Raw genomic sequence first — 16,870 nt, forward strand, 5'->3', positions numbered from 1 at the left:
ATCTAACATCTAATTAGATTCTGCTGAAAAACTCCAGAGGAGTTTGCTGTTCATAACCCCCAGATTTATCTGGGGGTTATAGTGTCGTAATGAATGAACTCCAACGGAGTTTCCCATATAAAACGCCCCATCACAATAGCTTTCGGGCTACTCCTACGGAGTAAAATCTCAAGTGCATATTTCATCCCCCAGATACCCGTCTGCCGACGGGCAGGAATCTGGGGGTTATGTATAGGTAATCCCTACGGGATAAATATTTTTACTCTGCATGGAAAATCTCATTTCATAAGCTAAATCCTTGCACTTTGGATTCTTTTTAGATTCACAATCTACTTATTATCTGATATATAGCTGTTTTTAGCAAGCCCTAATTATCTCTAATCTATTTGTCTATTATCTCTTGTCTATTATCTATTTTTTCTCACAATTCCGTCAAATACATAATACACACAAGGGATAACCACCAGGGTCAATAAGGTGGATGTTAATAATCCGCCAATTACCGCAATGGCCATGGACGAGCGCAGGGCGGCACTTTCGCCAAAGCCTATGGTGAGCGGCAGCAGACCTAAAATGGTGGTGAGGCTGGTCATGAATATGGGCCTCAGGCGATTGTTGGCCGCAGCCATCACCGCTTCTTTGAGCATCATGCCCTCTTTTTTAAACTGATTGATGGCATCCACCAAAATAATGGAGTCGTTAACCGCTATACCCGCCAGCATCACCAGGCCGATATAGGCCATGATGTTCAGCGACATGCCCAACAGCAGAAAAGCTGCAAGAGCACCTACCCCGGCCAGGGGGATGGTGAGCAGGATGGTAAAGGGATGAATAAGCGATTCGAACTGCGAGGCCATCACCATGTACACCAAAATAACCGACAGTAACAAAGCAAACGAAAGGCTGCCGAAGGATTCCTTACGCAGCATCTCCTCCCCTTTCAGCTGGTATCTGTATCCCGGTGGAAATTCTATCCCCGCCAGCGCACCCTCTATCTGTATGGCCAGTTGATCCACCGGAACGTCGCCCTTAATGTGCGCCGTTATCCTGCCCACCCGGTTTTGGTTGTCGCGTATGACTTCCTTGGGGGCAGAGCCGATGCTTATGTCGGCCAGTTCGTTCAAACGGTATTTCTCCTGCCCGTTTTCTATGATAAAGTTATCCAGCTCCCCGAGTGGGTAGTCGGGCATTTTAAGGGTGATGTCGGTCAGTTCGCCCCCACTCTCGATACTGCCGGCGTCCTTACCCATCAAAAACTCCTGTAATTGCGTGATGATAGAAGAGGCATTGATATTGAATATACCAGCCCGATAGCGGTCGATATGTACATTTACCTCCGGCACGCCATCCTGGAACGAGCTTTTTAAATTGTACAGCGCTTCGTTGCTTTGCAGGGCGGCATATACTTTGTCCGTGAGCCCGTCCAGCACGGTCAGGTCTTCACCCAATACCTCAATCATTACCGGGGCCGCATCGCTGCCCAAAATCTCTCCCAGCGCCGTTTCGTCCTGGATATATTCCAGCTCCATATCGGGGATGCCCGTAAAAAGGGTGCTCAGCACCGGGATAAAATCATCGCTCGAATAGGGCGAATCCTCCCGTATAATAACCTTTATAAACCCGGTGTTCTCGCCCTCGAACACGCTCTTGCCCGAACCCGACAAATCGGTTTGCGGACCCGAATGGGTATAAACATGGGCCACATGCTCCGCCAGACCCTCGCTTATCATCTCCTCCATGGCTTGCATGGTGCTTGCGGTACGTTGCAGACCTGTGCCCGCAGGCAGGGTGACTTCTACCGAAAACTCCCTGGTTTTGGCCTTGGGCATAAACTCGCTGCCGATAAACGAGATGGACAGATAACTGCAAGCCACCAACACAATCGCTGCGAGTATAACCCAATATCGTTTATCAATAGCAGCGCTCAAAAAGCGCGAATAAACGGGGTAGCTCTTTTGTTTTACCTTCAACTTATCGGGGCGCTTGCCCAAGAGCAGCACACTTAAAATGGGAATAATCAGAATGGCGACAAACAAGGACGACAGCAGCGAGAAAGCCACCGTCCAGGCCTGGTCCTTGAACAATTCGCCCGATGCCCCGTGCAAATAAACGATGGGTAAAAAAACCACGATGGTGGTGAGGGTACTGGCCACCAGTGCGCCACCCACCTGGGCAGTCCCCTCCACGGCCGCCTGTCGCAGGGGCTTACCGCGCTCCAGCAGGCTAAAAATATTTTCGACCACGATAATGGCATTGTCCACCAACATACCGGCTCCCAGGGCCAGGCCACCCAAGGTCATTATATTGAGGGTAAGGCCGTTAAAATACATCAGGTTGAAGGTGGCGATGATAGAGATGGGGATGGCCGCGCTCACCACTAAAGTGGTGCCTATGCGCCGCAGGAACAGGAACAGCACCAGCACGGCAAACACGATACCTATCAGGGCACTGTCCTTTACCTCGCCAATAGCATCGCCTATAAACTTGCCCTGGTTTTTGATGATGGTAATCTCGTATCCGGGCAAAGCCTTTTTCACCTTGTCGAAGCCCTCGTTCAAGGCTTCCACCGCCGCCACCGTATTATATTTCGTTTCTTTATAAATAGAAAGCCCGATGCACCTTTGTCCGTTGAGGCGCACAATATTCAGTGGCTCCTGATTTTTATACGCCACCCGGGCCACATCGCGCAATAGCAAGGGCACTTCTTTCTGTTGTCCGTTTTCGTCCTCTTGCAAGGTGCGTCCTATCACCAGCTTACCCAAATCCTGCGGTGATTGATAAATGCTTACCCCTTTGATGATATATCTTTGCCCCAGCTCCTCGATAGAACCACCGGAAACATTGCGGTTAAAACTCTGTATTTTGGATACGATGGAGGAAGAGGTGATGCCGTGCGATTCCAACATATACGGATCGGTCTCTATCCATATCTCTTTGGTCTGTTCGCCCGAGAGGCGTACATCGGCAATACCGTCCACCCTGATCAGTTGATTGCGGATATAGTTTTGTGCCACCTTGCGCAGCTCGTCCATATCGCTTATTCCCGGGTTCGAGATGGCCGCCAGCATCACGGGCGATGCGTTGGGATCGTTGCGGTATATGTTCAGTTCCTCCACCTCTTCGTTCTGGCTGTACGCGGTCAGTGCTTTCTGCAAATCCAGGAATGCCTCGTCCATGTCCTGGTCCCAGTTGTATTCCACAATGATTTGCGCCGAGCCCACCTTGCTCAGCGAACCTACGTTCACGACTCCCCTCTGGCGGATGATGGCCCCTTCCATGGGTTCTACCAATTGCTTTTCTATCTCCTCTGGCGGACGCTCTCCCGAACGTACCTCTACGACGATGCGGGGATTGTTAAGGTTGGGGAACAGATCGGTGCCCAAACGCGAAAAGGATATAAAACCCAGCAATACGATGCCCAGGATAATCATGGCCACCGTTACGGGATAATCAACAGAAAACTGTGCAAGTTTTTTCATCTAATTAAATGTTAGATAGTTAGATAATAGACCATGAGATAATAGATTATTTTGTATTGTCGTTAAGCCTATTCATTGCTAACCTTATTTATTCATCACCTTTATTTTGGAGCGGTCCTTCAGGGTTTCGAAGCCTTTGATGATCAGGCGCTCTTCGGGCTGTAGGCCTTTGGTTACTTCTATCATCCCGTTGTTCTCCATGCCGGTTGTTATCTTGCGCTCCCGGGCTGTCTCATCACGGGCCACAAAAACTGCCTTGCCATCGGCGCGCACCAATATGGCATCCTTGGGGATAACCACCACACTGTCCTTTTTATCCACGATGATATCGGCCTTGACAAACATCCCGGGACGTAGTTTGGCCTCTTGGTTGTCGATGGCCAAACGTCCTTTAAAGGTTCTGGATTCTATGTCGATGGCGGGCGATATTTGATTTAATTTACCGGAAAGGGTGTCGTCGGGTATGGAATAATTGGTAATCCAGGCCTTTTGGTTCAGCGACACCTTTGTGATCTGGCTCTCGGGCAACATCAGGTCCATCACCATTTCCTTGTAGCTCATTATCTGCAACACTTCCTTGTTTTGCTCTATCCTTACCCCTTGCGAAAAATAGGGCAAATTGGTAATCACACCGTCAAAGGGGGCAACCACCTTCATCTTGGCCAATTGGAGCAGCGCATTTTCGTAGTTTTTTTGGGCGCTCACCCATTGCTTTTCGCCGTTCACTTTCTCGCGCAAGGTAACGCCTCCTTTTTCGTACAGGGCGGTCTGTTTTTCAAATTCCATCTTGGAGATGTCCAGGTCTATTTTGGCACCGTTAATGTTCACGTTGTTCTCGTATTCGCGGTCTTCAATTTTAATAACGACGTCACCTTGCTTTACGGCGTCGCCCATCTTGTATTTTTTGCCGGTGCGCGGATTGGTCTGTAAGTAATATTCGCCCGACGATTGTGTGTTCAGCTTGCTTTCGTATTCCGAAACAATGGTACCGGTTGCGGTAAACACTTCCTGGATACTACTGAGCTTGACCTCCTGTATGGTGACAGGGATAGCGATGTCGGTAGAGAATCTGTTTTGCTGGTTGTTGCAGGCAGCCAGCAACAGTGCTAAAAATGCGATGGGGATATATTTTTTAAACATAGTGTTGGGATTATTTAATTTTAAACTGTGGGGTTACGGATTCTTTGTTTTCAAAGTCGTACATGCTTTGAATTTTCATGTTCAACAGCTCCAGCTTATAGCTGATGATGGAGTTGGTGAGACTATTTTTTTTAGATGTCAACTGGTTTTGCACCAGATTAAGATCCATACTGGTGAGGTCGCCGTTCTTGTATTTCTCCAGGTTTATCTCGTAGGTCAGCTCCGCGTTCTCCAGATTTTTGCGCGCTATCTCTATTTGGCGTAAAAGGTTGGCCAGGCTGCGGAATACCTGGCGTATGGTGAGCTTGATGCTTACCTCCTCATCCCTGAGGTCGTTCATCGACATCTCCAGGGATGCCTGTGCCGCTTTGAGGCGGGCCTTCTTTTCGCCCCAGTCCCATAGCGGAATGGTAAAGCCGATGGATACATTTTGGCTGTTGGTAGCATCCTGGAACACGTTCTGCAGCTCTTCGCTTTCGCCAAACAGGCCAAACTTCAGGGTCAGGTCGCCTTTGAACTCGTTTTGGGCGTTGGTACGTATCAAATCAAACTGTCCGTTCTCGATGGCTATCTCGCGCTGCCTTAGCTCCATCCTGTTGGCGAGCCCTTGGTCAATGGCCGTGTTCAGGTCCACATCCACCGGCAACACCGATATGTCGGCCAGCACCATAATCTCCTCTTCCAGGGCTATACCCAGCATCTGTTTAAAATTGTCCTTGTCGTTCTCAAAGGTCACCTCCCGGTCTTTCATGGCCGATTCGCTGCTCATCAAGTCCAGCTCGGCCTGGTAGAGTTCTTCCTTGGCCGTTAAACCGCCTTCCACTTTATTCTTGATAATCTCGTAACTTTGCTTGCGGTTTTCGTACTCCTCGCGCGAGGTGTTCAAGGACATCTGTGACTGGTAAACCCGGTAAAACGCCTGTGTAACCTGGTTCTCCACGCTTAGCTCTTGCAGGGCATAACTCATGGCCGTGTTTTCGTAGGCCAGCTCCAGCTCCTTCAGCTCCAATTTGGTTCTGTTGTAGGTAAACAAGGGCTGCTGAAGGGTCAGGTCCAGGCTATTGCTGAATCCTTTTAATCCGCCACCCATTGCCGCACCGCTGGTACTTGTATTGTCGCGGTAGTTGAGCGTGTTGTTGAGCGACAGTACCCCGTCGGTCCATAATATGGGTTGCGAGACCCTGAAATTGGCCAGGCTACTATAACTTTCGATGGTGTACCATTCCGACAGTTGGTTGCTGAACCGCCGCTCGTTGGAATAATCCAAGGGGTTGACGTTAAGGCTAAAATTGGATTTGAGGGTGGCCCGTTGCGCTTTCAGGTTTTCTTCGCTGCGTATTAGGGAAAGGCGCGAGTTTTGTATGCGCGGGCTCGTTTTCATGGCCTGCTCAATAGCCTGCTGCAAGGATAGAATCCGTTGCGCATAAGCATCCGAAACGGCAAGCACGACGCAGATGAGCAAGGTTATCTTAATTTTGTTGCTATGCATAAGTTTTTGATGTTTATTTATTGTTTCCTCAGTTCTTAGTCAATTTATTGAACCCCTTCAGGGTTCTTCTTCCATAATGACCCGTTCCACGGGTTTGCTCCTCCGCTAAAGCTTCGGCGGCACGCGGACACCCGTGGTTATTCATATTCAACCACTTTGTGGTTCATCACAACTTCACCCATTTAACGGCATCGGCTATGACAAACCTTTTGGCTGTTTTGTCCGATATCTCCACCACGGCCTCACCGTCGGAGAAATAAAACTCGCCCAGTGATGCCCATCTCCAACCCTCGTCGGTTAAGGGTACTTCCATCTCTTCCTCGCCGTCGTCGTGATAAACGGTAAAGCTAAACGTTGCTTCCTTTAGTCTATTATTATTTCTTCGAAACTCTCCAAAATTTAAGGGGGGTATCATAGCATACACCTTATACCTGCCGGTTTGGGTGAGTTGGGCAGCAAACCTTGCCCTGGCACCCCCTTCGCCCGATTTTTTATAATGCAGTGATTTGGTGTATTTGCCAAAAGCCATCGCCTCCAGCACCGGGGTCCATCGTGGTGCTGGTCGCCAAAACGACAGGGATTTATACTCGGAGCCATCCATTTCGTCCTCCTGGTCGCGGCTGGTGAGGATTATTTCTTTTAAGGTTTTTTTTCCCGAGGTGTTAACCACAGAAAAGCCGCTGTCCTCGTTGTCTACCACAAGTTCGTTGTCAGCTACCAGGGTTATTTCCCTGTCCAGTGCCATAACCCCTTCATTAACCACGAAACCTGCCGGGGCTTCTTCAAAATCGGCCAGGGGAAAACGCGTGTACGAGGGTACGTTCTTAGAAAGGTAGGTGTGTACCTGCATCATTCGGGGGGCATTGTCCACTACAATACCCACTTGTACATTCTCCCCTTTGGGGATATGGTATATTTCTTCAAATCCGGCGCTCATACCACCCCTGCGACCACCACCGGGGCCACGACCACCGCCGCGCCCTCCCCGGCCTCTGCCACCTCCGCCGCCAAGCAACGATACTTTCACTATTCCATCAGTATCGCCCCGGTTGGCCACCTCCACACTCACAAAGTATTTCTTACTTTTTTCGTCGGTAAACTCATAAATATTACTTTGTCCGAACAAAAAAGAAGGTAATCGCAAGTTACTGTCGCTGTCGACAATGCTTTTCTCCTCCTTGCTTCCGGTCATGATCTGGTTTAGCTGGCCATGTTCTATGCTGCTCATTTTATTGGCTTTGAGCAGGCTATCGATAAAAACACTAAACCTATCCGCCCCTAATCTGGACTGCGCCATCGCAAATTGGTTGTTGCCCACGGTTACAATGATATCGGCAATGCTAATTTCCAAATCATCTTTGTCCACCATATCGTTTAGGCTACCCGTGTTTTTACTCAGAAACAAAATAGACTTGTCGGTTGAGCTCATCCTGCCAAAGCGACCGCCACTTTCGGAATTGACCCTGTTGAGCATATACGATTCGAGGCACATGTTCATAAAAGGCAGACCATCGTCGCGGATGGAGTACACATAGTTATAAAAAAGCGGAAATACGGAATAAGCACTTTGCTGGCTCATGGTGCGCCCCACGTTGTCGTTTCGCATAAAAAAATGTTGGCTCTGCAAAGGTTTAGAAAAAGTATTGCCTATCACGTTCATAAAAACACTGGCTTCGGTTTCTTTGGGCAAACGTTCCAGGTTGTCTCTTTCTTCCCGCCGTTTTTCGTTGTCAAAACTATTGACCCAATTAAAAATCCATAAGCCTATACCCGACTCGGGTACCCATACCATTTCGGGGTGGGTATTGTTGTTGCTGATAGCCCAAGGCCTGAAATGCGCATAATAATGCACGGGTACTTCAACAAAGGTGAGCCTTTTATAGGGATATTTAAGGCCCAATTGGCGCTCGTAGTCTTGTTTCATATCCCGGACCAGCGCGGGCAGGGTGTCGCTTAGGTTCTGGAAATATTTCTCGAAAAAGAACCCCTCTTCCCTGGCAGTAACGGCATACTGCACGCTATCCACATCAATTGACTTACTTTTATATTTTCCGGCAATCAGGCTTAATTTGGGATAAGGCACATCGCCTTTAAAGGTAGTCCACCCGCCCTCTTCGCCCTTACTTCCCTGCGCTATAAATTCCAAACCGTCAGCGGATTTCACCTTCATATCATAATTAAAAAATTGCTTTACCCGAAAAGTATTTCGTTCCGCTACGGCGGGATACCAAAAGCTTTCTTTGGTCAGCAATAAATAATCGGGAGATATAAAACAACTTTTTTTACCCGCCATCAGAGGGTCGAACCTGCGCGGTGCATGTCGTTCGTCGGCACTAATATCAAAATAGGCGAGCCTGTCGTTGGGTGTACCCTCAAAGTTAAATACCACCACAAGCGAATCAGACATTTCCAACGGATTTTCGCAAGTCAGTATATTGAGGTACTGCTTGAACGCAACATTTTTATCATTGATACTTAGCTGCCCTACCTTTAAACCATTGTTATAAAAAAACTTTAGTTGTGGCGGCAGTCCCCCACCGGTATTTTTAACAATAAATTCTATGCTACCGCTCAACTCCCTACCGCTATGTTCTAATTGGATATGGTAATCGGATATTTGGTAACCTGCATCAATAGGTAAGTTCTTTTCAATTTGTGCCTGTTGCCCAATAATTTTCTCGGTATGATGTTTTTGAAGAAGATAATAACCCATTCCGCTAAATGCCAACAAAAGGGTAACGGTGGCCGGAAGCAGGATGAGCTTTTGGCCATGTTTGGTTTGCGGCAATCGGGGTAGCTTATAAATGGTAAAAAAAATAAAAGCAAGCCCCAACAATAAGTATCCCCCCCTGATACTGATCAGTTGCAGCGGATTGCCGAAACCAACGTAGGATGAATAGGCCAGGGGTGTGTTAAAGGTGATAAAATCCCAGACGCCAAAATGCAGTCCTTTTAAATAAAAAACGGTGGTGGCAATATAACCCAGCACCAAAATAAAAGTAACGGCTTGATTGCGAACCAGCTGCATCACAAAAAACGACAAGCCTAAAATAAATACCAGGGTAGGCACAGAAATAAGCAAGGGGTACAAAAAATAGGTGAGTACGCTGAAACCGGCATCGGGACTGATGAGGTTGATGATAAAAGTAAATGCGAGCACCAGCAGGTTCAAGCCACCAAATACGGTTAATATGCCCGCTGTTTTGCCCATCACATACTGAAAGTTGCTCATATTGCGAACATAAACCACTTCGGTGGTGTCGAGCTTTTTGTCGCGGCTTAAAAAATCGGCCGAAAGAAAAACGGCAATAATGGCTTGTACAATATTTAATATCCAAAGGTTCATATAGGGCAAGCCGCCGATGAGCATACGATCAGGCCAGTTTGCCTGGCCTACTTCTGTGCTGGCCATCAGGTTAAAGAACACGATAAAAATGAGCACCACCAAGGCAAATATCCTGAAAAACCAACTGCGCAACAGGGTTTTTATCTCGAACCGCGCTACGGTAAACAAGGGGCTATTCATGAGAAGTGATTAATTTTTTTGTTTCGTACTCAATAAAATAAACATAGGCATGTTCCAGGTTAGGTGCTATGGCTTCGCCGTTAAAATCATTGGCATGGGGTGCTATAAGCTCTATCTCGTAGCCCGTGGCATCGGGTATGGTTGTTATTACCGGATACTTTTGATTAAACTCCTCCATCTGATCGTAAAGAATGTGCGTACGCCATACTTTACCTTTGGCCAGTTCCAGAAAATCGCCGGGGCTGCCGGTGAAACCCACCCGACCCTCGTTGAGCAATGCCATTTGGTTACATGTGCTGGAAATATCGCCCACGATATGGGTGGATAAGATGATGGTGACGTCGCGTTGACTCAAATCGGCCAGTATATTTCGGAAACGAATACGCTCTTCGGGATCGAGCCCGGTGGTGGGTTCGTCCACGATAACAATTTTTGGATCGCCCACTATGGCCTGCGCTATTCCCAGGCGCCGCTTCATTCCGCCCGATAGCTTGTTGGCAAAGCGGTTACGTACCTCAAAAAGGCCTACCTGTTCCAACAGGCGCTCTACCTCCTTCTTGCGTTGCTTCCGCTTACCAATGCCGGCCAAAGAAGCAGCATAATCAAGGAACTCATAAGTTTTTAACTTGGCAAAAAAACGAAAATCCTGTGGCAGGTAGCCAATCATGGCCCTCACCTCCTTTCGGTGCTTGCTCAGGGGCATGCCGTCAACCATTATTTCACCAGCCGAAGGTTCGAGCAGGGTAACCAGTATTTTCATCAATGTTGACTTGCCCGCCCCGTTAGGACCCAGTAAACCGAACATGCCGGAACCAATATTCAAATTGACATCGGTAAGTGCACGATGATTATTCTTATATATTTTGTTGAGATTGTGAATGGAAATATCCAATGAAGTAGGATTAAGAGGTTAGCGTTAAAAGCTTAAAAATTTTAGTACTTAGCGGTTGAACGGTATCAAATATATAAAAAATCATTATTGTACGGTATAATTTAGATTAACATCAATAAGAAAATGAGTTGCTTTGGCACCCTACCCTACTTTTAATCTTATCACCCCACCTTAATTAAAAGATGGGGTTTTAATAACACCAGGATTACACATAGGACTACAATGCGGGCTTACCCATACCTCGGCCAGTGCTTCTTTGTCCTTGTTTATCGAAGCCCCGGCCTTGGCCTTGACCTCTGTAGCCCTGACTAAAATTACCTTTATTTCCCCGGCGTCCCTGCCCCAGGGCTTTGCCCTTAATACCGCCCCGCATACCTTGATTACAAAGGGCATCAAACATCACTCTTTGTTCATCCGATAGCACGGAACGTACTTTTTGTTTATTGGCAAATTGCTTTTTGGCCATGTCGGTTTTTATCGCACCAATCTCATCCAATAATTTGTTTACGGCTTGGGTGTCGACATTGTCGCCTACGGAAGCCGCATTAAGCTCTGCCATTTTTATCCGCATATTATTTCTTTGGGGTGTCATCTCTTTCATAAAATCCACCCGCAAGGCTTTTATTTGTTCCTGCTGGGCATCGGTCAAATCTAAACCTCTCATGGCCCTGAAATCGCCGTTCCCGGCATTGGCCCTACGGCCTTGTCCATCGCCATATCCCCAGGCACTACCGATAATCAATACGCCAAATAAGGCGAATAAAGTTATTATTTTATGCAAACTATTCTTTTTCATCTCAGTAAAATTTTAAAATTAGTATTCTGTTTTACAATGTCGTTGCGTCTATTTTTCCCGGGTTAATATGAAGCAACTATATAGATTAATCGGATATACATGCAGGTTTTACCTGCCTCTCCTCCTACCCTCATCCCGTCTATGCCTTCCCTTCCGTCCGCTGTCCTTAAACATGGAGCTGCGTTCCATCATCCGCACCATAATGGTATCGAATACCGGCTTTTGTTCCTCGCTGCACAAGCGCCGCATATCGTTAAAGTGCTCAATGGTCATCCGCTCCATTTTTAGCTTGTGTTTTGCCATTTTGTCAAACAGGATCTCCCTTGTTTCTTCGTCCATTTCGCTGCCTATGCTGCTTATCAATTTTTTCCGCACCACACTCATACTGTCTTTTACTTGTTCAAGCTGCGAGAAATAAGACTGTTTTAAATTTCCGAAGGCTTGTTTTTGCTCTTGGCTAAGATTAAGCCTTTGCTCAAAAAAGCCTATCCCGCTTCTATCGCTTTTTGAACGTCTTTCATTTTTTACCCGCTCCAGGGGTGTGGATTCCGGGCGGCTTGGCGATTCCCACCAAATGCGCCACGAGAATACATTCAGCACTACCAGTGCGACAATGATTATGATATAGTGTTTCTTCTTCATCTGTTTAAAATTAGACAAGCTGACTGCCGGACGGGCCGGTAAATTGATAGATAAGAGATAGGAGACAACGAACACTGCCTGTTTTGCCCAAGAGGAAGAGACAATGCGTCGTATAATTTTTATTTTTAATCATCCTCATGTGCGTTTATTACTCATTAACATGTTGTTTTACCTTATTATTTTTTTTATCCTTAACAAGGTCTTCGGAAAAAATAAAATCGTTGTCCCAGGCGGCATAATCGTTTACTGCCAGTTCAATTGGATCGTAGCTATCCTCTATTGAATCGGGAGCACTACTATAAATATAAAAATTGACAATATTTACAATGAGCAATAAAACTAAAACGGGTCGCAACAGCATTTGTAGCTGAGGAAGCCACGCCGGAATGTCTTCTAACTGCTCCACCTTGCCCATTACCCTTGTAGTAAAAAATGGCGATGTGTTAACTCTTTGAGCGCTTGAAGCACTTTGCAATATGCGTTCAATTTCTTGTTCAATATTTTTACCCGGCTTTTTCATTGTCTCCTCGTTTAGTTTATTAGACGACATTGTAAATATTAACCCTCAATTTATTTTATAAATATTCCTTTATCTGCTTAGCCAAAACGGATTTCAGCTTTTTACGACCCCGGGCTACCAAGGCTTCTATACTTTTAACCGAGGTTCCCATAATCTGACTTACCGCCTGCTGATCCATACCTTCAATCTGTGTTAGCACAAAGGCTTCGTTTTGCCGTTTGGGCAGCTTCGATAATCCATAATACAACCATTCTTTTCGTTGCTTATCAATAAGCTTACTATCGGCTACAGCTTTATTCCCGTCCGCCCAATCGTTGTTTTTTAAATCCTCCATATAGGTTGTTAAGCCGGCACCCCGCTTAATTCTGTTTTGTTTGCGGATGTGATCCAGAGATTTGTTAGATGCAATTTTAAAAATCCAGGTAGAAAGGGCAGCATCACCTTTAAACTTTTTCAGGGATTTAAACAGTTCAATAAAAACTTCTTGCGAAATATCTTCTGCATCCGTTAGGTTATTGGTATAAGAAAAGCAGATATTAATTACGCGTTCTTTAAAATTGTTCACCAACAATTCAAAAGCCCGCATATCGCCCGCTATAATCCTATCTACAATATCTTGCTCATGTTGCTGCACCATATGGCTTTTAATGCTGTTTTGAAGTTTAGACGACAGCTTTTGGGAAATCCCTCGCTGAAATTAAAAAACTATTTTAAAACAAGCCTCCTTTATTTTAGGTATCTATAAGGATTATTCCAAACGTATTGCCTTAATCTAATTTCGCCTGCCAAAAAAACATCATAAAGAAGCATCAAGGCTTTACTTTTTTAGATATATTTCTAAAAAAATTAAAAGTGCAAGTCATTATATTGTAATATAATTGAATTTCATACTAATTTTATGAGTTCCAATGAGCTTTTAACAACAGCAGTTGTATTTATCCTACTTAAATTAGCCATGCAGGAATTTAACAATACTTATTTCGCCTGTTACTAATTCATAACCGTGGTTATGCTATCAATTTTGAGAGGAGGTATTTTTATTTTAATAACGCACACCTTAAATGAACTTTAAAAAATAAACATCATGACTTACATTGCATCAGAATCACGTTATCAGGATATGTCCTATCGCAGATGTGGCAACAGCGGATTAAAGCTGTCTGCACTTTCTCTGGGTTTATGGCATAATTTCGGCGATGTGGATATCCGCGCTAATTATGAACAACTGCTATTCACAGCTTTCGATTTGGGGATTACCCATTTTGATTTAGCCAATAATTACGGACCACCCGAAGGCAGCGCTGAAAAAAACTTTGGCGATATTTTGCATAAGCATCTGCGTAAATACCGCGACGAATTGATTATCTCATCGAAGGCAGGATACTACATGTGGCCAGGGCCTTATGGCGAATGGGGAAGTAAAAAAAACCTGATGGCCAGCCTCCATCAAAGCTTAAAAAGAATGAGGTTGGATTATGTAGACATCTTTTACCATCACCGCCCCGACCCCGATACCCCTTTGTACGAAACCATGAGCACACTCGATTTGATGGTGAGGCAAGGTAAAGCATTGTATGTGGGCTTATCTAATTATCCTGCCCAAAGAGCCAGGGAGGCTTTCGATATCTTACGACAACTCGGAACGCCTTGTTTAATTCATCAACCTAAATATTCCATGTTTGAGCGTACACCTGAAGAAGGATTACTTGACACCTTGATGGATAACGGTGTAGGTTGCATTCCTTTTTCACCTTTGGCACAGGGCATGCTCACCGACAAGTATATAAAAGGAATACCCGAAGATTCCAGGGCTGCACGAGCGCATTTCCTAAAGCCTGAGCATCTGACCGACGAAAGACTGGCCACCATCAAAGCCTTAAACAGTATGGCCATGGAGCGAGGTGATACCCTGGCACAAATGGCTATCAATTGGCTGCTAAAGGATAAACGGGTGACCTCGGTACTAATTGGAGCAAGCAAGACAGCCCAAATAAAAGATGCGGTTCATGGATTAAAAAGCAATCCTTTTACCCAAGGAGAGCTTGATAGAATAGAGACTATCCTATCCAAATTTGCGTAACTAAAATATACTTGGCATTGCCCACTTACAATTGGAAAAGAAAAACAACGGCTAAAACAACTAAAGAAAGGTGCGGCTATAAGAGGGCACAAAAGGCGAAGTAGAACAGCATAGCGCGAAACAAAAAAAAATGAAACAAGTAAGGCTCAACCGCCTTGCTTGCTTTCGTTTTAATGACTATCCGGAGCAGGCCGATGGATAAACACTTATCGTAGTTTACGATTGACTTACCGCTAATATCCAATGCTGATTGACTAGGGACGTGCCACAAAAAAAATCGCACTTACAAATAACCCACGTAATGCACTAAACCCACCGGGCAAATCTAAGATCCTTACATTATTCCATTTTTTAATGGTGATGGTTGTATCGGTGTTTTTACTACGCAATAAGACAAGCATTTTTCCGCAGACCCAAATATTGCGCATGATTCCTTGATCCCATTTTTGCGCACCTCGGTCTTAGCCCCTAAAATCATGAAAGCCACCATCAAACAATGCTGACAGTGGCTTTCAATCTTTAACCAAACCTAACCCTAAACTATGAGAAAATTTAAGACTTTAAATATTTTGAGCAACCTCGATGGTTACCTACTTTATAGGCCTAACTCGAATGCAAATATATAATCCATTTTTAAAAGCACAAAAATAATCACAAAAAAAAGTGTTAAAAAAATATAATTGCAATATTTTATGACCAATGCACAAATATACTTTACCAAACTTAAAACTTGTAGCTAAAGTTGATGGCGAAATGTTCTCTGAACTGAACTTTTAGCGACTCATTTTTAAAATATCTCAATTGGGGGGATATTCGAGTGGATAGATGCTGATTGATCCGCATGTCGAATATCACCTCCCAGTCAACCTGGGTAACAGGGTCTTTATCGAAATACCCCACAAACACATCCAACTTATACTTTAGATTAAGTTCTGTTGAAATTTGCCAGTTAAAATGATTATTTAAGGACGCCCCTGTGTCATAAGCAACTTTTTTACCCTTGTCAATCTTATATCTGCCAGGATCTACTTTGGCCGTATCTTTAACGTAGGTTATTTTTGAGGTTAAGGGCGACAGAAGCAACGTAAAATTCTTGCTTTGTTTATAGTCCATACCTACAGCAAAGGTAAAATAGGCTGGCGACATAAAACCAGAGATGATGCTTTCGCGTTTTTTATTGTTGTAACCATTAAAAAGTTGGGAAGTAAAATCGAAAACAAAACTATAGTACCATTTCTTCGACGCTTTTAATCCGTACTTACTGTTGGCCACAATTTGATCCGTGTTTACCTGCACCGGGTAACTCTCAGAGTTTAAAATACCCACCTTATGGCGTGCATAGTTTTCCCATTCCACCTTCTCTTTTTTATAGTTGGCTCTAAGCAACAAATCGCTCTGTAAGGCAATGGAGTTTTCTCCACCTTTTGTCCAGTTTGAGAGGTAAGCTTGCGATAGTTGAATGTTTTCAACACCACTGAAAGTCCACGGTCCCTTTTCTTTAATTGTTTTGTTTAATTTGGTAGGTGAATCTACTTTTCCGAACAGCAAACCCGAGATACCCTCCTCTGCCGATCGCATATCTAAATGCTTTCTATCCGTAATTAAACGGTGTGGCTCCGGTATAGTTTTCCAAACATGCCTTACTAAATTGGGACTTTTAATGAAAAACATCTCGTTACGTTTGACCATACTATATACTTCCCCAACAGCCTCATTAAAGTCACTCCCCTCTGCCATAACATCAAGATACCCCCTATCATCGTGCAGTAGTTTTGAGCGCACAAGGGTAGGCTCATATTTTATATTTAAATCTTTATACGGGTAGAATTTTAAGCTCATTACGTGCTCTTTATAATTCCAATAGTTCGTATTTAAGGTCATCACCTGGTTTCTGCGAAATTCGTTTTCGTCAAGTATAAAAGCCTTGTGATCCAAATCAAAAGAACTCCAATAGTTAACCCGCTCAATGATACTATCATTTAAGGTAACGCTATACGTTTTGTCTTGCTGATTAAATCTATCTATAAACGTATCTGTTGTTTTTGTCCAGGATTGGGCCTCAGCCCTTAGGCCAAAAAAAACGATAAATATAAACAGGGCTATTTTTAAAAGGAGATGGTGCTTGATGCTCATTGTAAAAGAAACAACTTTAAAATATTTAAGAAACTACAAATATACAAAAGCTTATTGAGGAAAAACCGTGCCACGAATGGCAAATTAAAGCACTTTCTGTATTTCTTATTAATAATTTTCATCGGCTATAAAAAAAGCCTCATTGTATCCGGCTGCAGATACCATGAGGCCAA

At 44.7% G+C, this 16,870-nt stretch carries 11 protein-coding genes; 1 reads left to right on the forward strand and 10 read right to left on the reverse strand.

Going from position 1 to position 16,870, the window contains the following annotated elements:
• Positions 1-407: 407 nt before the first annotated feature.
• From FN809_RS13220 to FN809_RS13260, 9 genes are all read right to left on the reverse strand, one after another.
• Positions 408-3,479, reverse strand: coding sequence for an efflux RND transporter permease subunit (locus FN809_RS13220; RefSeq protein WP_142534000.1), 3,072 nt, complete (start codon positions 3,477-3,479; stop codon positions 408-410).
• Positions 3,480-3,563: 84 nt separating this feature from the next.
• Positions 3,564-4,619: an efflux RND transporter periplasmic adaptor subunit gene (locus tag FN809_RS13225; protein WP_142534001.1), complete on the reverse strand. Its 1,056-nt coding sequence runs from the start codon at positions 4,617-4,619 to the stop codon at positions 3,564-3,566.
• Positions 4,620-4,629: 10 nt separating this feature from the next.
• Positions 4,630-6,108: a TolC family protein gene (locus FN809_RS13230; RefSeq protein ID WP_142534002.1), complete on the reverse strand. Its 1,479-nt coding sequence runs from the start codon at positions 6,106-6,108 to the stop codon at positions 4,630-4,632.
• Positions 6,109-6,274: 166 nt separating this feature from the next.
• Entirely contained in the window at positions 6,275-9,634 is a 3,360-nt protein-coding gene (locus FN809_RS17770) for a golvesin C-terminal-like domain-containing protein (RefSeq protein ID WP_185957553.1), read from the reverse strand.
• The gene (locus FN809_RS13240; RefSeq protein WP_142534003.1) at positions 9,627-10,526 is read right to left on the reverse strand and encodes an ABC transporter ATP-binding protein; all 900 of its coding nucleotides are present in this window, start codon (positions 10,524-10,526) and stop codon (positions 9,627-9,629) included. Before FN809_RS13240 ends, FN809_RS17770 begins: the two co-directional genes overlap by 8 nt.
• A 217-nt stretch (positions 10,527-10,743) precedes the next feature.
• Entirely contained in the window at positions 10,744-11,322 is a 579-nt protein-coding gene (locus FN809_RS13245; RefSeq protein WP_142534004.1) for a Spy/CpxP family protein refolding chaperone, read from the reverse strand.
• Between the two features lie 108 nt (positions 11,323-11,430).
• Complete coding sequence (locus tag FN809_RS13250; RefSeq protein WP_142534005.1) at positions 11,431-11,964, reverse strand: Spy/CpxP family protein refolding chaperone; 534 nt, start codon at positions 11,962-11,964, stop codon at positions 11,431-11,433.
• Between the two features lie 148 nt (positions 11,965-12,112).
• A complete protein-coding gene (locus FN809_RS13255) occupies positions 12,113-12,514 on the reverse strand; it encodes a hypothetical protein (RefSeq protein WP_185957554.1) in 402 nt (133 codons plus the stop codon).
• A 25-nt stretch (positions 12,515-12,539) separates the two neighbouring features.
• Positions 12,540-13,121 carry an RNA polymerase sigma factor gene (locus tag FN809_RS13260; RefSeq protein ID WP_142534007.1) on the reverse strand — a complete coding sequence of 194 codons (582 nt, stop codon included), beginning with the start codon at positions 13,119-13,121 and terminating at the stop codon, positions 12,540-12,542.
• A 447-nt stretch (positions 13,122-13,568) separates the two neighbouring features.
• Between FN809_RS13260 and FN809_RS13265 the strand changes: the two genes are divergently transcribed.
• Positions 13,569-14,564: an aldo/keto reductase gene (locus tag FN809_RS13265; protein WP_142534008.1), complete on the forward strand. Its 996-nt coding sequence runs from the start codon at positions 13,569-13,571 to the stop codon at positions 14,562-14,564.
• Between the two features lie 723 nt (positions 14,565-15,287).
• Here the strand turns inward: FN809_RS13265 and FN809_RS13270 are convergent.
• The gene (locus FN809_RS13270; protein ID WP_142534009.1) at positions 15,288-16,697 is read right to left on the reverse strand and encodes a DUF3078 domain-containing protein; all 1,410 of its coding nucleotides are present in this window, start codon (positions 16,695-16,697) and stop codon (positions 15,288-15,290) included.
• Positions 16,698-16,870 lie beyond the last annotated feature (173 nt).

This window comes from Saccharicrinis carchari (assembly GCF_900182605.1).
Taxonomy (GTDB): Bacteria; Bacteroidota; Bacteroidia; order Bacteroidales; family Marinilabiliaceae; genus Saccharicrinis; species Saccharicrinis carchari.